General features: G+C 42.1%; 22 protein-coding genes. 11 read left to right on the top strand and 11 right to left on the bottom strand.

Features of this window, described 5'->3' with window-relative positions; genetic code table 11:
- The first annotated feature begins 31 nt into the window (after window positions 1-31).
- Window positions 32-292, top strand: coding sequence for a putative hemolysin (locus L4D20_RS02025; RefSeq protein ID WP_428799893.1), 261 nt, complete (start codon window positions 32-34; stop codon window positions 290-292).
- 16 nt (window positions 293-308) lie between these two features.
- Here L4D20_RS02025 and L4D20_RS02020 read toward each other — a convergent pair whose 3' ends face one another.
- On the bottom strand, window positions 309-1,169 hold the full coding sequence (locus L4D20_RS02020; RefSeq protein ID WP_428799892.1) for a YdcF family protein: 861 nt from the start codon (window positions 1,167-1,169) through the stop codon (window positions 309-311).
- 152 nt (window positions 1,170-1,321) lie between these two features.
- Between L4D20_RS02020 and L4D20_RS02015 the strand changes: the two genes are divergently transcribed.
- Window positions 1,322-2,692: an L-serine ammonia-lyase gene (locus tag L4D20_RS02015; RefSeq protein WP_428799891.1), complete on the top strand. Its 1,371-nt coding sequence runs from the start codon at window positions 1,322-1,324 to the stop codon at window positions 2,690-2,692.
- A gap of 317 nt (window positions 2,693-3,009) precedes the next feature.
- Window positions 3,010-4,485, top strand: a complete 1,476-nt coding sequence (locus tag L4D20_RS02010) for a peptide MFS transporter (RefSeq protein ID WP_428799890.1) — start codon at window positions 3,010-3,012, stop codon at window positions 4,483-4,485.
- A 99-nt stretch (window positions 4,486-4,584) separates the two neighbouring features.
- On the opposite strand, the gene nfsA is transcribed toward L4D20_RS02010, so the two are convergent.
- Window positions 4,585-5,307, bottom strand: coding sequence for an oxygen-insensitive NADPH nitroreductase (gene nfsA / locus L4D20_RS02005; RefSeq protein WP_428799889.1), 723 nt, complete (start codon window positions 5,305-5,307; stop codon window positions 4,585-4,587).
- 234 nt (window positions 5,308-5,541) lie between these two features.
- Between nfsA and L4D20_RS02000 the strand changes: the two genes are divergently transcribed.
- The 4 genes from L4D20_RS02000 (at window position 5,542) to L4D20_RS01985 (ending at window position 7,268) form a co-directional block, all read left to right on the top strand.
- Entirely contained in the window at window positions 5,542-6,033 is a 492-nt protein-coding gene (locus L4D20_RS02000) for a DUF2867 domain-containing protein (protein ID WP_428799888.1), read from the top strand.
- A 53-nt stretch (window positions 6,034-6,086) separates the two neighbouring features.
- Window positions 6,087-6,449, top strand: a complete 363-nt coding sequence (locus L4D20_RS01995; protein WP_428799887.1) for an MmcQ/YjbR family DNA-binding protein — start codon at window positions 6,087-6,089, stop codon at window positions 6,447-6,449.
- 62 nt (window positions 6,450-6,511) lie between these two features.
- On the top strand, window positions 6,512-6,931 hold the full coding sequence (locus tag L4D20_RS01990; RefSeq protein ID WP_428799886.1) for a VOC family protein: 420 nt from the start codon (window positions 6,512-6,514) through the stop codon (window positions 6,929-6,931).
- Between the two features lie 49 nt (window positions 6,932-6,980).
- Window positions 6,981-7,268, top strand: a complete 288-nt coding sequence (locus L4D20_RS01985; protein ID WP_428799885.1) for a carboxymuconolactone decarboxylase family protein — start codon at window positions 6,981-6,983, stop codon at window positions 7,266-7,268.
- 94 nt (window positions 7,269-7,362) lie between these two features.
- Here L4D20_RS01985 and L4D20_RS01980 read toward each other — a convergent pair whose 3' ends face one another.
- Both L4D20_RS01980 and L4D20_RS01975 read right to left on the bottom strand, forming a co-directional pair.
- Window positions 7,363-9,009 (bottom strand): BCCT family transporter, encoded by a 1,647-nt coding sequence (locus L4D20_RS01980; RefSeq protein ID WP_428799884.1) that lies wholly within the window; start codon window positions 9,007-9,009, stop codon window positions 7,363-7,365.
- Window positions 9,010-9,583: 574 nt separating this feature from the next.
- Window positions 9,584-10,183, bottom strand: coding sequence for a DUF1294 domain-containing protein (locus tag L4D20_RS01975; RefSeq protein ID WP_428799883.1), 600 nt, complete (start codon window positions 10,181-10,183; stop codon window positions 9,584-9,586).
- 261 nt (window positions 10,184-10,444) lie between these two features.
- Between L4D20_RS01975 and L4D20_RS01970 the strand changes: the two genes are divergently transcribed.
- The 3 genes from L4D20_RS01970 to L4D20_RS01960 all read left to right on the top strand — a co-directional run bounded on the left by L4D20_RS01970 (window position 10,445) and on the right by L4D20_RS01960 (window position 12,928).
- Complete coding sequence (locus L4D20_RS01970; RefSeq protein ID WP_428799882.1) at window positions 10,445-10,756, top strand: hypothetical protein; 312 nt, start codon at window positions 10,445-10,447, stop codon at window positions 10,754-10,756.
- Between the two features lie 33 nt (window positions 10,757-10,789).
- Window positions 10,790-11,476, top strand: coding sequence for a helix-turn-helix transcriptional regulator (locus L4D20_RS01965; RefSeq protein ID WP_428799881.1), 687 nt, complete (start codon window positions 10,790-10,792; stop codon window positions 11,474-11,476).
- A gap of 306 nt (window positions 11,477-11,782) precedes the next feature.
- A complete protein-coding gene (locus L4D20_RS01960) occupies window positions 11,783-12,928 on the top strand; it encodes a conjugal transfer protein TraF (RefSeq protein WP_428799880.1) in 1,146 nt (381 codons plus the stop codon).
- A 92-nt stretch (window positions 12,929-13,020) separates the two neighbouring features.
- Here L4D20_RS01960 and yjjG read toward each other — a convergent pair whose 3' ends face one another.
- Complete coding sequence (gene yjjG / locus L4D20_RS01955) at window positions 13,021-13,695, bottom strand: pyrimidine 5'-nucleotidase (RefSeq protein ID WP_428799879.1); 675 nt, start codon at window positions 13,693-13,695, stop codon at window positions 13,021-13,023.
- 211 nt (window positions 13,696-13,906) lie between these two features.
- On the opposite strand from yjjG, the gene L4D20_RS01950 reads away from it, so the two are divergent.
- A complete protein-coding gene (locus tag L4D20_RS01950; RefSeq protein ID WP_428799878.1) occupies window positions 13,907-14,944 on the top strand; it encodes a sensor domain-containing diguanylate cyclase in 1,038 nt (345 codons plus the stop codon).
- A gap of 56 nt (window positions 14,945-15,000) precedes the next feature.
- Here the strand turns inward: L4D20_RS01950 and L4D20_RS01945 are convergent, their stop codons facing one another.
- From L4D20_RS01945 to L4D20_RS01920, 6 genes are all read right to left on the bottom strand, one after another.
- Window positions 15,001-15,951: an AEC family transporter gene (locus L4D20_RS01945; RefSeq protein ID WP_428799877.1), complete on the bottom strand. Its 951-nt coding sequence runs from the start codon at window positions 15,949-15,951 to the stop codon at window positions 15,001-15,003.
- 138 nt (window positions 15,952-16,089) lie between these two features.
- Window positions 16,090-16,863 (bottom strand): DeoR/GlpR family DNA-binding transcription regulator, encoded by a 774-nt coding sequence (locus L4D20_RS01940; protein ID WP_428799876.1) that lies wholly within the window; start codon window positions 16,861-16,863, stop codon window positions 16,090-16,092.
- A gap of 137 nt (window positions 16,864-17,000) precedes the next feature.
- On the bottom strand, window positions 17,001-18,023 hold the full coding sequence (locus tag L4D20_RS01935; protein WP_428799875.1) for an aldo/keto reductase: 1,023 nt from the start codon (window positions 18,021-18,023) through the stop codon (window positions 17,001-17,003).
- Window positions 18,024-18,072: 49 nt separating this feature from the next.
- The gene (locus tag L4D20_RS01930) at window positions 18,073-19,029 is read right to left on the bottom strand and encodes an ABC transporter substrate-binding protein (RefSeq protein WP_428799874.1); all 957 of its coding nucleotides are present in this window, start codon (window positions 19,027-19,029) and stop codon (window positions 18,073-18,075) included.
- Window positions 19,026-20,072 carry an ABC transporter permease gene (locus tag L4D20_RS01925; protein WP_428799873.1) on the bottom strand — a complete coding sequence of 349 codons (1,047 nt, stop codon included), beginning with the start codon at window positions 20,070-20,072 and terminating at the stop codon, window positions 19,026-19,028. The genes L4D20_RS01930 and L4D20_RS01925 overlap by 4 nt, the downstream gene beginning before the upstream one ends.
- Window positions 20,072-21,595 (bottom strand): sugar ABC transporter ATP-binding protein, encoded by a 1,524-nt coding sequence (locus L4D20_RS01920; RefSeq protein WP_428799872.1) that lies wholly within the window; start codon window positions 21,593-21,595, stop codon window positions 20,072-20,074. Before L4D20_RS01920 ends, L4D20_RS01925 begins: the two co-directional genes overlap by 1 nt.
- Window positions 21,596-21,602: the final 7 nt, after the last annotated feature.

The following is a 21,602-nucleotide window of genomic DNA, read 5'->3' as shown; positions in this document are numbered from 1 at the left end:
AAGACATAAAGGTGTTTATTTGGAGATAATAATGAAAAAAACCTATATTTTTGCGAGTTTAGCAGCCGTTGCTGTGTTAGCTGGCTGCTCAAGCGAACCTGATGAATATGAGGTTAAAGAATATACGTCTATTGCTAACCCAGCGTCAGTTTACTGTGTACAGCAAGGCGGTGAACTTGAAACCGTGTCTGAAAATGAAATGCGCGTGACTTACTGTGTGATTTCAGAAGAAGAGCGTACAGAGCAGTGGGAATACTACCGTAATGCTCAAGAGCAAAAGAAAGAGAAGTAATCAATCTGGCGAGTTATCAGCGCCACCAACGAGTTTCTAATTGACTCTCAGGGTCAAGATATCGATTCAATAAGGTAAGGTTTGTATCTAACACTGCGAGATACTCCCTTACCTTTTTTATTGGCATATTAGGCATAGTCTCAAACACCGCTTTTTCTAGCGTCTGAACCAACAACGCTAGCATCATAAATTCATCATTCCCTGTTAATTGCTGATTAAGTGCTATCAGAGCTTGTTCTGCTATCTTAAGTGGCTGTTTTCGAACCTCTGTTAAATCCCTACGAAACACACCACTCACCACCCCTTCTAAATACACGCGATAGGTCGTTAGTGCTTCAACATGCAAAAATAGATCGGCTTTAACATCGTTATATGGAATCGGTACAGATACATGATCATCTAATCGATAGGATATATTTAGTGTTACCCCTTGAGCCAGACACTTAGCGCGTAACACACCTAGAAGCCCCTGCTCATCCATCAACTGTTGAATCTCAAAAATTCTATATAAGTGATAATCATTTGATACAAACACAACCTCAAGTTGAGCATCATTTTTAATGAGACCGCTATCAAGTAATGCTTTTGAGCCGTGCTGAATATTTTCTACGGTGCTCGTTGAGTCTTGTTCTAATAAGATATGTAGCGTAGGAAATTCAATCGAACCAGCGTGCATCTGAAAATAACCAAACATTGCCTGAGACTCTGAGATACTCTGCCCTTTGGTTGTTCCACCACAGAACAACAATGCTGTATGAGATGGACTTTGACTTGGCAAGTAATCAATCAAAGCATCTACGCGGCTTTTTCCTTCTAACGTCAATTGACTATTCTGAAGGCGCTTTCCTAGCACAATAATAACTTTCTCAATACCCATCACTGATGTCTCAATTCTCGTTGTTGAATAGATGAATAAATGACCTTTTGAGTTAGATTAAATCGATAAAACAGACGCACACTCATTCACTTAACAGCTAAACTTAATTAGTTGTCCCAGTTTAACAGACACAACCAAGGTAGGACGAAGTTATGCTATCGATTTTTGATATTTATAAAATTGGCGTTGGCCCTTCTAGCTCACATACTAACGGCCCGATGATTGCGGGCTACCGATTTACTCGTCTTATCAAAGAACAGATATCCAAAGTGACTCGTATTCAGGTTGATCTCTACGGGTCTTTGTCACTCACTGGTATTGGTCACCATACCGATCGAGCCACTATTTTGGGCTTGCTTGGATACAAACCTGACACTATTAAAGTCACTACAGCGAATGTTGAAATGCAAGCCGCAATTGATGACAACTCTCTGTGCATTGCCGGTGACCACAACATTAAGTTTAATTACGACAGTGACATCTTATTCCATTCTACCAACCTGCCATTACATGAAAATGGCATGACCATCACCGCCTTTGATGATCAGGCCAACCAAATAGGCTTTGAAACCTACTATTCCATTGGCGGCGGTTTTATCGCGACTGCGACCGAACTTGAAAGTAAAGATCAAAAGGTTGACGTTAACGTCGCCCACCCTTTTAGTTCTGCGCAAGAAATGCTCGAAACTGCGGACAGTATTGGTTTAAGCCTTGGTGGAATGATTTTAAAAAATGAACAGAGCTTTTTAAAACCTGCTGAGATTGACGCGAAAGCCGACCAAATATGGAAGGTGATGTCTTTATGCATGCAGCGTGGCTTTGATACAGAAGGTATCTTAGATGGCGGCTTAAATGTAACTCGACGCGCACCAAATCTGCTCAAAAAACTTGAAGCGAATGCCGCAATTGAGAACGATCCTATGGAGATCCTCGACTGGGTTAATCTATTTGCGTTCGCTGTTAGTGAGGAGAATGCAGCAGGTGGCCAAGTTGTTACCTCGCCTACCAATGGTGCGGCTGGTGTTATTCCAGCCGTATTGATGTATTACCATCGCTTTATTAAAGAGCTTGATACCAAGCAGCTCAAGGACTTTATCGCAGTTTCTGGTGCCATTGGCATTTTGTATAAAACCAACGCGTCGATTTCTGGCGCAGAAGTCGGCTGCCAAGGTGAAGTTGGCGTCTCTTCTTCTATGGCTGCTGCTGGCTTAACAGCCCTAAGAGGCGGTAGTAACGAGCAGATGTGCATTGCAGCAGAGATCGCGATGGAACACTCTCTCGGTATGACTTGCGACCCAATCGGCGGTCTTGTTCAAGTACCATGTATCGAACGTAATGCGATGGGAGCAATGAAAGCGATCAATGCTTCACGTATGGCTCTGAAACGAACCAGCAAATGCTTAATTTCGCTCGATAAGGTCATTGAAACCATGTATGAAACAGGTAAGGACATGAATAGAAAGTACCGAGAAACATCACTCGGAGGACTAGCAACCATTTATCAAGCTCCGCCCTGCGAGTAACCAATACTCCAACCTATCTTGTTCCTTTTCTTTCTACCGCCCACAAAAGTGGGCGTTAGTAGCGTTCAAACATCTCGAATCACCCTACCAATAATGAAATCAGTGTTTCCATTAGTCTCTCTAATTCAAAATGCAATCGGTTACGTGTTAATAATAAGCATAATATCGACATTCACATTAGATAAACGAATCCATACATTAGAAATCCTCGTGACTAAATAGCTTTTTCTGCGATAATTGTTTCAGTTTATGTCTATCTGCAAATGATAGAGTTGCTAGATGTTAATTCTATCTTTAAGTAATTTAACGAGGTGATTATGTGGAATAAGCTCAACAAATCAATGATGTTCTGCCAAATGATGTTTGGTTTATCTTTCTATGGTGTCATGGTCATTCTGACCCGCTTTTTTCTCGAAGACCTAGGTTATAGCGAAGCAGATACGATGATGGTTGTCGGTGCATTTTCATCCATCGGCCCCCTATTTGCTATCGCCGGCGGATTTATAGCTGACAAATTCCTTGGCTCATACCGTTCACTAACGATCGCCTACGGTACGTTTTCAGTGGGTTATGGCTTGCTCATTCTTGGGGCGTCGACAACCAATGTACCGCTAGCCCTAGTTGGTATTGCACTAGCAAGTTACGCTCGTGGCCTAATGTCTCCTTCATATCCTAGTTTGTACAAACGCACTTTTTCTACTGAAGAAGATTTCGAAAATGGCTACCCTGTTAACTACTCCGTTAATAACGTAGGCGCGCTGTTAGGCCAATACCTATTCCCAATGTTCGTTTTGGTGATTGGCTTCCACGGCAGCTTTATGCTATCCGCTGTAATGGCAGGTTTTGCATTTATCACTCTGATCATCTTCAACAAGCAGCTAGTCAATGTTGCTGCTGACATTGATAAAGCACCAGTAAGTACTAAAAACTGGATCGCTTTCTTTGGGCTTTCCGCTGCAATGGTTGGCTTGGTGTTCTTCATGTTCTCTAACATGGATATTGGCCAAAACATTGTTTACGCAATCGGCGCAGCAGCGATCTTATACTTCATTTCACTAATGCTGAAATCAAGTAAATCTGACGCACTTAAGATGGGCACCATCTTAATTATGGTTGTACTGACCACCTGTTTCTTCGTTTACTACGGCCAAATGATGACATCAATGACCATGGTGACCATTAACACCATGCGCGGTGATCTGTTTGGTATCATCCCAATTGCGCCTGAAGCATCAATGGCGATGAACCCTCTATGGTGTATTGTTGCTGGCCCTGTTATTTCAATGAGTTTTTCATCACTTGAAAAACGCGGTATTAGCTTCTCGACGGCTACAAAGATTGGCTTCTCATTCATCTGCACGGCGATTGCATTCGGCATACTGACAATGGCTGTAATGGGTGTTGGTGAAGATGTCGTTATTCGACCTGAAGTATTCTTAGTGATTCACTTCTTCCAAGCCTTTGCTGAAGTTATTGTGGGAAGTCTCGTGGTTGCGTTTATTCTTTCCGTTGCGCCTAAGCACATCGAGAACTTCTCTGTGAGCCTTTTCTCGGTGGCTATCGCGCTAAGTGGTATCGTTGGCGCAGTATTCTCTACGTCGATAGCACTAGAGAAAGGTCAAGAGCTGACTCAAGAGATCGTTCAAACGGTTTACGGTGATTACTTCCAACTATTAACAGTTCTAGCGGTTGTTATGGTGGGTATCGCGTTTGTATCTTCAGTCGTCATTCGTAAGATGCTTGCTGCCGCTAAAGAATCAGAGCAGCCAGAGTTGGTTGAAGCAGAGAGCTAATACCTCAATTACTCAACCGGTTTAAAGCACTAAAAGACAAAGCCCTAATCATATGATTAGGGCTTTCTACATTTATTGTATCAATACGCTTAACGTCTCTTAACGTTTTGCCAAACCTTTAGCATTCAGGTAAGGCAATATATGTGGTCTTGATTCACCTGAAAGCTTCCCAGTAATTTGCTGTGACCAGCTACTCTGTTTTTGATTACTTGAACGGTGTGAATAGTACGTTTTCATTGTTTCATCGTACGTTTCAACATCCTTTAAATTCAAAGGCTCATACTGGTTTTCATGCATGATAACCTGCGCCGGTAATCTAGGTTTAGTTTCTGGGTTTTGGTCTGGGTGACCTAAACATAACCCAAACAGAACAGCCGTATTCTTTGGCATCGCAAGAAGTTCATCAACTTGCGCAGCACTGTTGCGCAAGCCGCCAATAAACACGCCACCTAGCCCCATAGACTCTGCCGCCAATAAACAGTTTTGCGCCATAATGCCGGAATCCACCGCTCCGATAAGAGTGAGTTCGGTAAAATCAGCCTGAACGTCTGGGTTGATGGCAACGTGTCTTTGAAAGTCGATACAGAAAATCAAAAACTCAGCGGCGCTTTCAACATAGCCTTGATTTCCCGCATATTGCGCCAATGCGTGTCGTTTTTCTTTATCTGTAATTCTAATGATGGAAACGGCCTGTAATAAACTTGATGAAGAGGCTGCGAGCCCTGCTTGAATAATAACCTCTAATTGACTCGGCTCTATTGGCTGTTCGGTGTATTTACGAATAGAGCGATGGCCTAAAATGGTTTCAATTGTGCTGTTCATAAGTCTCATACATTCCTTCTGTTTGAAGTGACAATGACGATGTCATAAGAATCCCCATCTGATAGGGATGTTTACATTAACTATATTTAAACTTTGCGTAAACCAAGATGATCTCAATCTTGAATCACTATTGGCAAATTATAGGCAATCAGAATAACACCTTAACTCTATTGTGGTATGTTGTATAAGCTCACTTTATAACCAACTCCCACACCAAGATACAAGGAGAGATCGGTGGATATTCCAAGTAATACCCTACTTCAAGATTCGTTAGGCACTGCTTACTTTAAAGATTGCCACACTAAGACCATTCCATATAGCGGCGAGAGCGCTTTTGATATCTACTCACAAATCGCCCAAAAAACCCCGGCTTGGGTTATACGACTCATGGCACTCAGAAATTGGATTGTCTCAAAGCTTGGATTAAAACATCTTGGACAAATGAACGAGTTTGATCATGAGAAAACACGTGAAGATTTTAAACCAGGAGACACAATAGGCATTTTCAAAGTTGTAGCTAATTTAGAACATGAAATAGTCATGGAAGATCGTGATAAGCACTTAGATGTACGTTTATCCTTTTTAATTGAGCCCAAAGGTGAACAAGCCATCATTCATGCCACCACCGTCGTTCATGTGCATAATATATGGGGCAAGATTTACATGTTTTTCGTTGCTCCTGTTCATAAAGTTATCGTTCCATCTTCGTTAAAGCAATTAGCCTAGGTAAATAAGCGTGTTGAATCAGTACTCAGACCTGACTCCAAAAAGGTATAAATATGGATCATGACCAATTCAATCAACTGTGCCGAGAATTCCCTTCAACGACCCATGTGGTTCAATGGGGTAATTCGGATGTTTGGAAAATTGGCGGTAAAGTTTTCGCGATTGGATTTCGTGATAAGAATGGTCAACCCGCCTACACCTTCAAAACATCACCTCGAAACTTTGAGTTTCTAAGTGAATACAATGGCTATCAACCTGCACCATACTTTGCTAACCGTGGCATGAAATGGATACAGCAAACGGATACAACAGGATCGTTAGATGAAGAACTAAGATATTATATCTCGGAGTCCTATCGCATAGTTTCATTAGGCTTGAGTAAGCGTAAACAGAAAGAACTAGGCGTAGAGTTTTAGCCATGTATGTTAAGTAGGCGCTATAGAGCTAACCAACGTTAACCATGATCAAGGGTAGTAAAGTGAAACAATCAATAGTACATATTGCTTTAGTCGTTAAGGATTATGACGAAGCGATTGATTTTTATGTCAACAAATTAAACTTTGAGCTTGTAGAAGATACATATCAGCCAGAACAAGATAAACGCTGGGTTGTGGTATCACCTCCAGGTTCGAATGGCGTAACCCTTTTACTTGCTCGTGCTTCCAAACCAGAACAAGACGAATTCATTGGCAACCAATCTGGTGGTCGCGTTTTCTTGTTTCTTAGCACTGATGATTTTTGGCGTGACTACAACCGAATGATCTCCGATGGCATCAAGTTCATTCGAGAACCTCAAGAGCAAGATTACGGAACCGTCGCGGTATTTGAAGATCTCTATGGCAACTTATGGGATCTACTTCAGTTGAACCCTGAACACCCAATGGCCTCAAGAAATTAATAGCAAATAAGTTCAGGAAATATGCCTTGGCACACCAAAGGAGAACCTTATGCTAGGAAAGCACCAAGAAGCTTATGGAGCGTTTTATCGCTCGACCCACGATAATGACCACCTAGACACAAAAACTGAGCTATTGGTAGGTTTATCAGCAGCAATGGCAATGAACTGTCTACCTTGCACTCGTTATTATTTAACCCAAGCAAAAAAAGCAGGGATTACTAAAGGCGAGATTTCAGATGTAACGGCAAAGGTAATGGCTGTAGCTGCGGGGCAAAAGAAATTGCAGATGCAAGAGGTGTTGGAAAAATACAAAATCGATCTAGACTCGTTTGAATAGAAGTGTCGCTTACGCTTGATCGGTGAATGTAAACCACGGAATGGCAGCAAGAGCCAAATAACCACATCACCGTGGCTATTTGGCTAATCATTAATTAGCTTACTCTTGGCTCACTCATTAAGCCTTTGACTAAACACACACAGCCAAGAAGCAAAATGACGGTAAACGGAAGACCTGTCGAGATTGCCATCGCTTGAAGTGCGCCCAATCCACCACCAATAAGCAGTGCAATTGCAACTAACCCTTGAAGGCTACACCAAAAGATTCGTTGTGGAACTGGTGCGTCTACTTTACCGCCCGCTGAAATGGTATCGATAACAAGCGAACCAGAATCAGAAGAAGTAATAAAGAACACAATCACCAATATAATCGCGATAACTGACGTCATCTGAGATAGCGGTAACGTGTCTAGCATTGCGAACAGCTGCACTGGCAACTCAGCATCAGAAATACTATCAAACCCTTGCTGAACTTTGATGATTGCCGTTGTACCAAAAGAGGTAAACCAAAGCGCACACGCCAAAGTTGGAACAACCAATACACATGTCATGAATTCACGGACCGTACGGCCACGAGAAATACGCGCTATGAACATGCCAACAAACGGAGACCAAGAAACCCACCAAGCCCAGTAGAACGCTGTCCAACCTTGACTAAAGTTTGCATCTTCACGACCAAATGGCATTGATAATGCTGGAAGATCTTTTGCGTAAGAAAGTAGACTGTCTAAGAAACCTGTCGCAATGGCTAACGTTGGACCGACAATAACAACGAAAATCAACAATAGAGCAGCAAGCCCCATATTGAATTCAGATAAGCGTTTAACGCCAGCGTCTAATCCAGCACAGCATGAAACAACAGCAATAGAGATAATAGCAATAATCAACACCACCTGTGTTGTTACCGAGTTATCGATACCGAACAGATAGTTAAGACCCGCGGCTGCTTGCGCGGCGCCAAATCCTAAAGAAGTCGCTAAACCAAACAGTGTCGTGATAACCGCTAAAATATCAATCACGTGGCCTGTCCAACCCCAAACTCTTTCACCAAAGATAGGGTAAAAAACAGATCGCATCGTTAACGGTAAGCCTTTATTAAAAGCAAAGATCGCTAAGCTTAGAGCCAAAACAGCATAGATAGACCACGCGTTTAAACCCCAGTGAAAGATAGTCGCTGACATGCCAAGGCTTTGTGCCGCGACCATATCGCCAGCAGCTGCGCCAATCGGAGCCCAGTCAGTTCTCACACCATCTTCGATAACGATGCCACCAAGCGCTGCATTATAGTGACCAAGCGGTTCAGCTACACCGTAAAACATCAGCGCTATACCCATCCCAGCGGCAAACAACATTGATATCCACGCTTTATAGGAATAGTCAGGCGTTGCTTCTGTACCGCCAATACGAACTTTACCTAATGGTGAAACCAAAAGACCAAGACACACTAGTATGAAAATATTGCCCGCTAATAATAGAAACCAATCAACTTTGGAGGTAACCCAATTTCTAAGGTCGTTGAATAGTGTGCCAGCTTGTTCCCCAAGAGCGAGGGTAAATAGAACAAAAAGCACAATGGATATAGCGGAGATGAGAAAGACTCGATTATGGATGTCTAAGCCAAATGGGCCGACTTTAAGTGCGATATTATCTTGACCTAATTGATAGTCGGTTGAAATTGCTGATACTTTGCCATCAGGAGACATCATGTCGTTACTAATAAGTAACTCCTTAGTTATTGCCATAGGAATAAAAGCACTGATTTCTTTGAGTGCTTTTAAAGTGAACCGAGCAGAATTACTCCATCCACTGAAATTGTTCTAATCACGTACATATCGCCTTTATGCAGCTTGGCAATATTTAATCAATATCTAGCCAGACTTATTTTTTCGTAAGCGCCTGCATCTAATAAGGATGATATTGAATATGTCTGCATGACTTAAAATGGGCAACTATTCCCCTAAGCTCTACTACCGTAATTGGAGGAGCAAAGAATAATTTGCGCCGTATTCTAGTGTAATAAACCTACACTGCCTAATCTAAAGTCGTTACAAAAGGTGTTCCCCAAAAGGTTTCCCCTTAGATAACACCACTCAAACCCAATGCTATCTCATTGTATTTACAAGTAATATAATCCAGATCGAAAATTAAATAGAATGAAAAACAACGGTACCCTGTCGCTTCATAATTCAGGAAATGTCATTAAACAGCTTAAGGTTCATACAAGAAAAATATAAATAGAAGTGACTATAGATGTGTGACAAAAAGAAAAAGGCAGCATAAGCCGCCTAATTTTGTTTATAGAAGACAATTACAGAGTTACATCATATAAACCTGTAATGTATTGATAATTTCATAGAGCTTCATTTCGCCAGCTTTGGTAAATGTCCAAGCATAAAGCGATACGTTCAACACAACGGTTGCCCAAAAGCCATACCGAAAACTCGTACCGATGCTTTTATGCCTTAAAAACGACTGGGCCAAAGCAGCACCAGGCCACCCACCCAAAATAGCTAGAGTATGAAGGAAAATTTCAGGCATTCGAGTATGCTTATCTATCGTAGCTGACCGATCATAAAGATAGACAAGGTAAGTAACAGAGCTAAGAAACGCATAATACAATAACGCAATCGAAGGGTAATGAAGCAGCCACACAGCCGATCCCAATATAGTGATAAACCAGACAGTGACCGCCAAAGAAAAACTAAATATTACTGGCCGTTCGATTTCTTTCGCAATAAACGAGCCGTGAACATCTTTCGTTAACGTAAAATGCACCCGTTCATTTAAACGAGGCCTTTGACTGTGACCAGACAGATCAGAGAGATGAAATAAAATACGCGGTGCTTGCCTGTCAACCGAGATGAAACCGTAGCCCTTAATATCATCCCACTCAGCAATTTTACCTACTATAGACATAGTAACTTCCCCTACAAGCATTGATCGCCCAACGCTTGCTCCTTCCTAAACCAATGACGTATTCGACACCAATTTCGATCACCTTTAGGCAATTCTTAATTTATGGCTAATTATCGAACTGTATTGAGCTTAGGTTGCATATTCAACTATAGGCAAGCTTCTAGCACAATTTTTTACCCATTCTCTACTGACACGTTCTGACACACGCAACTCGTATGATTGTTTTGAACGCAACACAACCTAACTAAATAAGGACATAACATGAGTCAAGTAATTGAAATGGTCAGCTTTAACCTTCTATCAACGGCTAACGAACAAGAATTTATTCAAGCTTCTGAAAAGAGCCAAGCTTTTGTTTCTACCCTGCCTGGTTTTTTATACCGCTCACTTAGTCACAATGAAGAAAGTGGTCACTGGACTGACACTGTTTATTGGAAATCGATGGAAGAAGCAAAGTCTGCAGGAGAGCAATTTATGAATTGCGCTGATTGTCAGCCTCTTATGTCACTGATTGACCCTGAATCAGTAGATATGAAGCACCAAGTGATTAAAATGAGTTCATGCCAAGGGTAGGCAGCGAGAGAATAACAATGAATAGGGATTGAAATGAGTAAATCAGAACGACTATTTGAACTACTGACTCTACTACGCTCTAAGCGCTTCGCAACCACTGCCGCGCAGCTCGCTGAGACAATGGAAGTCAGTGAACGTACTATTTATCGTGATATTCAATCCCTTATCAGCTCCGGTGTTCCCATACATGGAGAGGCTGGGGTCGGTTATGTACTGCAAGCTGGCTCTCACCTACCACCGCTTATGTTTACAGAAAAAGAGATGATGGCACTTGAACTTGGCATGAGAATGGTCAGAGCATGGTCAGACGAAGAGCTCGCCGGTGCATCACGAAGCGCCTCCGCTAAAATACTTTCCGTGTTGCCAGATAAACTCAAACAACAAGTCGAATCTTTTCCTATTCTAGTACCCGATTATCACATTCAAACCGATACGGCGAAACGGGGGCAATTGCTGCGCCACGCAACCGATGAAAGGCATAAAGTCTCGATGTTATATACCGCAGAGAACGGCTCTAAAACCGAACGGGTGTTGCAGCCATTAGGACAGATATTTTGGGGTAAGAACTGGACGCTTGTCGCGTGGTGTGAGCTTAGGGATGATTATCGTCATTTTCGTTTGGATAGAATTGAATCTTTGGCTGTATTGGAAGAGGGATTTGAAACTAGTGATTCCAAATCCCTTACTCATTATATTGCCCAGTACTCACCGCCTGATTAAACTTTGCTAGTTTTCAAACTTTAATGGTAATCGATAAAAGCGAACCTGAAGATTATAGGTTCCACCTGTCACATCAAACAAAACATCGCACTTAATCTAGTTGCGGTGCACGTCTATTTGGAACTATATTTTTACACATCAGTTCCAACCCACCAAAAAAGAACCAAAAAATCACCAAATTCTGACAAAAGCATTTCAAACTGTTTCTGAGCGCTCATTTCCAATATACAAATAATTGCACTATGGATATCATCGCCCCCACAAAAATACCATTCGGTATAAATATAATTAAGTAGTGGGTTGTAAATGAAAAAGTCAGTATTCATGAGTCTATTTTTGGTTCCTTGTAGCATTAATGCAATGACCGCATTTGATACACGAAGTGTTGGTATGGGGGGGACAGGTGTTGCTTCCGCTAACTTTCTTACATCTAGCTTCCACAACCCGGCTCTAGCAGCAAAGGATCAACAAGATCATGGATTTGGTTTTATCCTACCGATGGTGGGCGCGCGCGTTCATGATGGCGATGACACCATTGATAAACTAGATAGCTTTATCGATTTAGATGACAAACTACAACTCAACCCAAGTGATCAACAATTACTTCAAGAATGGCGACAAGCTATGCGCTCTTTGGACAAAGGGGTGGTTAATGTTGAAGCTAACGTTGGTATGGCCGTTGCTATTCCAAACAGTGTGTTAAGTACGAATTTCTTCACTAAAGGTCAAGTCTCTGTTGTTTCGGCTATAATGGTTGATCAACGGGACTTGGCGGCAGCTGACCCAACGCAAGATGAGCTCTTTTCAAGCGCTCAGTCAGCGGGAGGAGCAGTCTTGGATATTGGTTTGACTTTCGCTAGAGAAATACAATGGGGAGAGCATGCGTTTCTTCTAGGGTTCTCACCAAAGTTTCAGCAAATCTATGCACTGAATTACGTCGAATCATTAAGCGATATGGAAGATAGTTCATTTGAGTGGGATGAAGATTATACTGAAAAATCCGGATTCAACATGGATTTCGGACTGTCTTATGATCTAACAGAAAAAACTAACATTGGCTTTACTGCTCGTAACCTAATTAGTCATGAACTAAGTACGAACGAACTCTATGGCCAATCGGCAACTTTTCTCGTTGAACCCGAGTATGTACTAGGGATTAATTACGATCGAAACTGGGTTCGGCTTGCTGCAGATTTTGATCTAAATAGTAAGCAATATTTGAAAGAGTTTGATTATAAAACTCAGTACGCTCGTTTTGGTGCTGAGCTTGATGCTTGGGGTTGGGCTCAGTTTCGAACCGGCTACATGCATAGCTTGACTGATCACGCTGATGACCTAATTTCGGTAGGGCTTGGCTTTAGACCATGGGGAGTGCTTGGTCTTGATATCGCAGCACAAGCAGGAAGTGACAATAACTACGGTGTTTCTGCTCAGCTTGCATTTACCTACTAGTCAGTAGAAATAAATTAGCGAGTAAGAATAAGAAAAAATAGCGCCGAATGTCATTGACTCAATACTCGGTGCTATTTCTTTTAATTCGCCTTCTAACCTAGAAGTATACTCTTAAGCTGATGCAGAGAATTCACCGTATAATGTGGTTTAACGTCACTAGAAGCTAGGCTATCTGCTGCGTTTAACCAGCATGTCTCGATACCAAAATTAATACCACCAACAATATCAGAATGAAGGTTATCACCCACCATTAGAACCTTCGATTTACACGGGTTCCCCATACGTTCCAACGCATGCGAGAAAATACCCAAATCAGGCTTGGCCATGCCCACTTCTTCAGAGATCACTACATGTTCAAAATAATCGGTCATGCCCGTACGTTCCAAACGAATCGCTTGAAGTTCGGTAAAACCATTAGTGATGATGCCCATTTTGGCCTTGCCAGACAAAGCTTCCATAAGTTCTTTGGCTCCAGGCAATAACGTGCAGATGTCTGCCATCGCTTCTAAGAACGCTGAGTTAAGCTCTGCTGTTGTCGTATTTAGCTTTTCAGCCCACGATTCGAAACGCGTATGCTTTAGTTGATGTGCGGTAATATCACCGTTTTGATAGTCAACCCAAAGTGGCTTATTAACCTGTTGATACACAGCGTAATCTTGCTTAGTAAAATCTACGCCTTTGCGCGAAAACATCAGCTGCATCCCTTTAAAGGCATCAAAATGAAACAGGGTCTCGTCAGCGTCAAATAAAATCCAATCGTACTTCATGGTTGCTCCTATTATGTCTGTCAGCAAGTGTAATCATTTTATAAAAGGATGTAATCAAACTTTGCTAGAACATCTGCAGCCCATTTCAACTTGACGCATACCTAATTTTGAATTAATTAATCTGTTACTCAATAATGAGATTGGTAATTTCCTGTTATACTCACTAGACTTTAAATGAGGGTAAACGGTTGTTAACAAGAGGATACCAGAATTGAAATATGTCTCTCCTTTACAACCTGCAAAGGAAAATCACAGTAAACACGCCTATTTCCCCCTAGAGTTTTTTGATGAGCTATCTAAAGCCAAAACTCTTGGCGACATACTTCATAGCACTTCCTATTGGATCAAACAGATTTTTCACTCTGACCGCGTCAGTATTGCTTTGCACAAAGAGCCTGAGTTCCTTTCGTTATTCGCGTTAAGTGGCAATGAAGCAATTCCACTTGAACGACCTATTCCAATAGAAAACACTATGGTTGGACGTGTTTTTGCTAACGAAAAGCTGGCTATTTGCAATGATACCAGTAGCGAAACACTGCTAGATTGTCAGTGGTTAGCCGAAGGCGGTCTACTCTCATGTATGGACGCACCACTGGTTAGCAATGATAAGTGTTTTGGTACGATTAATATTGGACACCAAGATAAACACCATTTTAATGATCAAGATGCACATGTTCTCTCAAGCTTAGTCAGTTGGATCGCCTCTCAGATAAGCGTGCAGGAACAAATTGTTAAGATGGAAAGCTTGGTTAATATTGACGTGTTAACTGGGATTATGAATCGACGCGCTTTCTTTGAAGCAACCCAACTTATCAATGATAAACCGAGAGCGTTTGATAAAAACCATGCTTTATTAATTATCGATATCGATCACTTCAAACTACTCAACGATAAACATGGGCATTTAGGTGGGGATGAAGTACTTATTGCAATGGCAAAACAAATCCAAAATATAAAACGTAAAAACGATCTATTCGCGAGAATTGGAGGAGAAGAGTTTGTTTTGTTACTCAGTAACATTACTGAAGAAGATGCGGCAACACTTGCTGATAAATACCGACAATCGATTGAAGAAATGGTTGTCTATTTCAAAGAACAACAGCTCCGCTGTACGATTAGCATTGGTATATCAACCCCTAAGGACACAGATGCCAATTTCACCGATGTATTGGCGCGCGCAGATTCAGCACTCTATCAAGCCAAAAACTCGGGGCGTAATCGAGTCTGTTGCTATGCTAAAAAACAATAACTGAAATAAGTACTGAACAACCTATATTACCTAGTATTTTACCAGCTTCACTAATGTTATATCCCCAACAGCGGAAACAAAGCAATTGTAAAGGGGATCACCGCAACAGAGGTTAGAAAACTAATTAGCCAGACTGTATTGGCTAGGCTCTTATCTAAATCATAAAGCACCGACGGGAGTACTGACATAAATGCCGTGGGCATCACAGCAAGCAATAGACACACCCGAGCAAGATCCCCTTGATATACACTCCAGAGATCGAATAGAGAAATCAATGTCATCACGACGATAACAGAAAGCGTTGAGCGCATGATCGAAGAAAAGATACCAAGCTTTATCCACTTTCCTCCACCAATTATATTGAATGTCATACCGACAGCCATGATCATCAAAAAACTGCTTAAAGGAACGGTTAGCTGAATAATCTCAGTAAATATCGTAGGGCGAGCTATTTGGGATTGATTCATGAGGATACCCAAGACGACCGCACTAATAGCGATGATGAAAATAGGATCCTTCCAAAATCGTGTCTTTTCGTCCCCGGTTACAGAGCTGGTTCGGCCTAATGTTCGTGAATAGGGAAATGCCCATCCAAAATAGATTAACTCTTCACACAATTTAAACAAAGCAAGCAGAGCAACCCCATTCTCACCTATGGTGACAAATACAATAAGATTTCCCAGTGCACCTAAATTGTAGAAAGTGGTGACGGGAAGAAGCGCACCAAACTGATGAGCCGTTAGCTGAAAATAACGGCGATAAATAAACCCAACTGCCGCACCAACACCAATAACAGCAGCACCAATCAACGGTAAGTAGATAAGCTGAGCGGTAATTCTCGGCATTTGCCAGAGTGAACTTAAAACACTGAATGGAATTAAAAAGAATAATGAAGATTTAGAAAATAGAATACTCACTTTTCGGCTATGGTTTGGGTTCTTTTTTTGAAAAACCAGACCTAATAAAAAGCCAACGACAACAATAACTAAAGCCCAAACTATACCCATAACAACGGCAACATCTCAGTGAGATATGAGTTAACAGTGACACTATTAACTCATCAAGAATTCTATTTAACGACAATCTATTGATCGACAGCCCACTGACCAACAGTCCGTTGATAAGCGATCCATCGTTCAACAAAGTTACACAACGATCACTTCAACACCTGAAGATTCAAATTGTTGCTTCATTTCGGTTGATATTCCACTATCAATGACCAGCGTATTTATGCGTGATACATCAAGTACCTTATTAAAACCGATGCGCCCAAGTTTTGAAGAATCCACAACAGCAATGACTTTTTGTACGCACTTTGCCATGACATCAGTAATTGCAAAGCCTTCGTTGAAGGTCGTAATCCCTTTGCTAGGGTCAATACCATCAGCACCGACAAACAGCACATCCGCCTGAACACCTTCTAGGCATTGAGCCGCTTGATATCCGTGAAGTGATTTTGTCTTAGCTCGATAAGTGCCACCGACAATGACCAAAGTCGTATCTTGCGCTTCCATCAGAGCTGAAGACGCTGCTAAATTATTGGTAATAATAGTGTAACCACCTTCGCCAGCCAATTGCTCGGCAACCAAGTGAGTTGTACTACCGCTATCCATAATGATGGAATCGCCTTTTGATACAAGGTCAGCCGCAGCTTGAGCAATTTTGCTTTTTGAATCTTTGTTCATGTCATAGCGACTGTCTAACTGAACTTCATCATCATTTTGAGTTAGAGGCAGAGAGTTGATAGATTGAGCACCGCCAAAAAACCGCTTTAGTTTGCCTTGTTTCTCTAAATTCTTTAAATCGGCTCGAAGTGTCACTTCAGACGTCTTAAACAGTGTCGACAACTCCTTAACGGACACCTGCTCTTGTGTCTTCAGAAGTTCGAGGATTTTCTCTTTACGTTTTAATGGATTCATTTACCAACCTTACAATTTCAATCATCAAACTTTCGTTTCATTTCGATTCCAAGCGATTACAGTCCACTTCAACATGACCTGAAGCAAACTGCAATCTAATTAGGCAAATTCTAACTTTATAATGACTTAATCGACGTTCATTTAGTAATGGTACCGTCTAAGTCCCACAAGTCTTCCCATCCTTTAGCACCTTGCCAAAGAAATACTTGACCTTTAATGAGTCGATTGTCTGCATCTATTTTCGAAATATCTCTCATCTCTTGATCTGTAAGCGGGTTTTCCGTTGCACATTTTAAATTCGAAACATATTCACTCTCTCTAACCGAGAAAGGAATCGGAACATGACCACGCTGAACTGCCCACTTCAAGCAAACAATCGCAGGATGCACACCAAGTCGTTTCGCTGCATTAACGATCACCGGATGCTCCGTATCCACCAAATCATTTTCAGTTTTGTCACGATCAGGCCTTGATGGAGAACCAATAGGGCAAAATCCAACAGGTACAATCTGGTTTTCTGTCAAATAGTCGTAGAGATCTTGCTGTTGAAACAGAGGGTGACACTCCATTTCATTAACTGAAGGAAGAACCCGAGCATCACGCAGCAATAGCTCCATTTTAGGGATGGTCATATTAGATGTACCAATCGCCTTAACGATCCCCATATCAACCAGCTGCTCCATTTGACGCCATGTTTTCATAAACTCATCATGAATATAAGGTGTTGCGTCTGCGCTGCGAGAATCAACATCACAACCAATTGGGTGAAAATTAGGGAATGGCCAATGCACTAAATAGAGATCTAGATAATCTACCTGCAAATCAGCCAGCGTTTTTTTACAAGCATTAATCACATCATCATGCTGATCATTCCATACTTTGGAGGTGACAAAGAACGCTTCTCTTGGCAGGTTTAAATCCGCCATTGCATCACTCAGCACCTTACCAATTTGGTCTTCATTGCCATAGATTGAAGCGCAATCTAAGAATCGATAACCCGCTTTGAGAGCGCCCATGACCGCTTCTGAAACCTGCTCTGCAGTAAATCTATCTGAACCAAATGTTCCAAGACCAATCGCAGGCATAATCGCACCGGTACGCAATGTTTTGGTTGGTACTTTGTTAATGTCGACCGTGCGCTCAAGTGTTGATAAAGACATTGTATTTCTCCATGTGTCCCCCTTTACCTAAGCAAAGGGGGGAGTCCTATTAGTAAAGTACTGCTTGTGCCTTTTTGCTGTCGATATTGTCTTGTGTTACATAGACAACACCCGTATCGATAAACGGTTCTGCTTTTTTACCATTTAAGATTTCTGCTACTGTTACTACACCCATGAAGCCCATACCGTATGAAGACTGAACTACTGCGCCATCAAGCACTCCATCACGAATGAACTTTTGAATGTCGGCGTTACCGTCAAAAGCAACCGCTACGATGCGACCTGTGTAACCACGTTGTTCAATTGCACGAGCCATGCCTACTGCTGTTGGTTCATTTGAGCCAAAGATACCGACTAAATCTTCATTTGATGCCAACACATCAACGGTTTGGTTTAACGCTGTAACCATGTCAGCATTTGAGTAGAACGGGCCAACAACCTCATAGCCAGCCGCTTCAATTGTCTCTTGGAAGCCACCGTCACGGTCAATTGCTGAACCAGAACCTGCGGTATAGCTCATCATTGCAACTTTACCTTTTTTGCCATCTAGCGCTTTAATCATTTTAAGAGCTGCTAATTTACCAGCCTCACGATTATCGGTAGATAAGAAAGCTTGGTGATATTTATCATCATCGTTTAGACCTGAATCAATCAGAGCAACCGGTACACCACGCTCCCACGCTGCTTTTAGTGCTGGAACCAAGGCATTAGGATCCGTTGGAGCTATAACAAGGCCCGCTACACCACGGTTCAAAGCATTTTGAATCATGTTAACTTGCTCATCAACAGCCGTTTCAGCAGCTGGTCCTTGGAAAGTAATGTTGTAGTCATCCAGTCCATTGGCCGCATCAACTGACCCCCCTTTCACGTTTTGCCAGAAATTTGAGTTTTCTGTTTTAACAACAACTGCAATTTCCTTTTGAGCGGCAGTAGCGTCAGCTGACACACCAGAAAAAGTGATTGCAAGTCCCATAGCAGCAAGCGTAGCTAATTTATTAACTTTCATATTATCTCCATCCGTTTTGGATTTTTTGTCGTGTTTTTTGTAGGTTGTTTTACAGTCGTTGTTCTATGCATACGGTATTGGTCGTATGCAACGGTAGCGATAATCACACCACCAATGACTATTTGTTGAACGAAGAAACTCACTCCGTTCATGTTCAGACCGTTGCGTAATACACCAATAATGAATGAGCCAATAACTGCACCGGTTACAGTACCAACTCCGCCCATTAATGATGTTCCCCCCACAACGGCTGATGCGATTGCGTCTAACTCAGCCATAACAGAACCATTGGGTTGTGCGGTGACAAGTCGACTAGCAATAATGACGCCTGCAAGTCCTGCAAGCATGCCTGATGCCATATAAGCAGCAGTCTTAACTTTTTGAGTATCAATGCCCGATAGGCGAGCAGCTTCTTCATTTGAACCTATTGCATACAGATAGCGTCCTAGACGCATTTTGGTTAGCAAGAAAGAAAACGCAGCCACAACTAACAGCATGACAATAACTGGATACGGAATGCCCGCAAACTTCACAATAGGAAATCCATTAGCGCCCATTTCAACCACTCGAAATAGTGCGCCATTACCTAAGTATGAAAAGGATTCTGGCATTCCTGAAACTGGCGCTGCATTGGTGATGTACAGTGCGACACCACGTGCAATCATCATCATTCCAAGAGTGGCAATAAAAGGAGGAAGACGAAGCTTTGAAACACATAGCCCATTCAATAGACCACAAAATGTCCCTGTTGCCACACCCACAGCCATACCAAGTGGCACAGGTAAGCCTGCGTTAACCGCGATACCCGCAGTCACGCCAGAAAGAGCCATCACAGAGCCAATCGACAGATCAATTCCGCCAGTCAGAATGGTTAGCATGACACCGATGCCAATAATGGTAATCGTCGACGTTTGTAGACCAACCGTCATAATGTTATTCATCGTTAGAAAGTACGGGCTTGAAAAAGAGAAGGCGATGATCAATGCGAGCAGTCCCCCCACCGAAGCCAGTTTCTGTAGCAAAGCTTTATGTTGTTCGCTCATTAGATAGCCTCCTCAAGTAAAGGGAACATGTTTTTCACTCCTGTTGCGTACTGCATAATTTCCTCCTGAGATGTATCAGCGGTATTTAGCATCGCTGTCATCTCTCCTTCCTTCATTACAATGACTCTATCGGACATGCCTAGTACTTCTGGTAGCTCAGACGAAATCATAATGACGCCGACTCCTTGGCAAGCTAACTCATCCAACAACTCATAAATCGCGTATTTTGCGCCAACATCGATTCCGCGTGTTGGTTCATCAAAAATCATTACTTTGGCATCTCTAAATAACCATTTCCCGATCACCACTTTTTGCTGATTACCACCTGAAAGGTTGCCAACAATCTGCTCAACGGTTGGGGTTTTGATGGCCATCTTATCGATGTACTGCTTTGCAGCATCGGTTTCAGATTTCGTTGAAATAATGCCTAAACGGCTGCTTACTTTATCCATTGACGCCATGGTCGTATTTTCACGAATCGACATTTTTACTGCGACGCCATTCAGCTTTCTATCTTCAGAGAGATACGCCACACCCGCTTTTATTGCATCAGATGGGGTCTTAATCGTCTTTTTCTCGCCGTGAACAAAAAGCTCACCATCTGACAGACGGTCAGCTCCAAACAGTGCTCTTGCAAGCTCTGTTCTTTTCGCTCCCACAAGTCCTGTTATTGCGAGAATTTCACCTTTACGTAAGTCGAAGTTAAGTGGCTTAAATACACCATAGCGAGTGACATTCATTGCCGATAAGATCATTTCATCGGTCACCACGGCTTTTTTTGCAGGAAAGTGATTATCAAGGGAGCGCCCTACCATTTTGGCAATGATGTCATCCATGGAAATCTCACTAAACCGATGATTAGAGACGTACTGGCCATCACGGAAGATGGTGATATGGTCGCAAATACGTTTTAATTCATCCATTCGATGAGAGATATATACGATTGCCACACCACGCGATTTCAGCTTCTCAACCAACACAAACAGAGCATCAATTTCTCGATCAGTTAAGGCAGATGTTGGCTCATCCATTATTAGGATTTCAACATCAAAGCTAAGCGATTTAGCAATTTCAACCATCTGCTGTTTCGCCACAGATAGCGTGTTTACGATGTCCGTTGGTTTGACATCAATATCAAACATATCAAGCAATTTGCTCGCCTCATGGCGCATGGTTTTATAGTCTACTAATCCATGCTTAAGGGGCTCTCGTGCAAAAAAGATATTTTCAGCCACCGACAAGTGAGGTATTAGATTAAGCTCTTGAAATATCATGGATATCCCTGCTTTTTGAGCATCTAACACTGAGCTATATTCAATACTTTGACCTTGATAGGTGATATGCCCTTCATCGGCCTTATGTACACCAATCAATACTTTCATTAGAGTAGACTTACCCGCTCCGTTCTCACCCATTAGGGCGTGAACTTCACCAGCACGAAGCTGAAAATTGACATCTTTTAGAGCTTGCACGCCCGTAAATGCCTTAGAGATTCCACTCATTGTTAATATTGGACTACACATAACTATT

The organism is Vibrio kyushuensis (assembly GCF_050337325.1).
Classification (GTDB): Bacteria; Pseudomonadota; Gammaproteobacteria; order Enterobacterales; family Vibrionaceae; genus Vibrio; species Vibrio kyushuensis.
The sequence above is the reverse complement of the archived record's forward strand: the minus strand, read 5'-3'. Positions and strand labels throughout refer to the sequence as shown.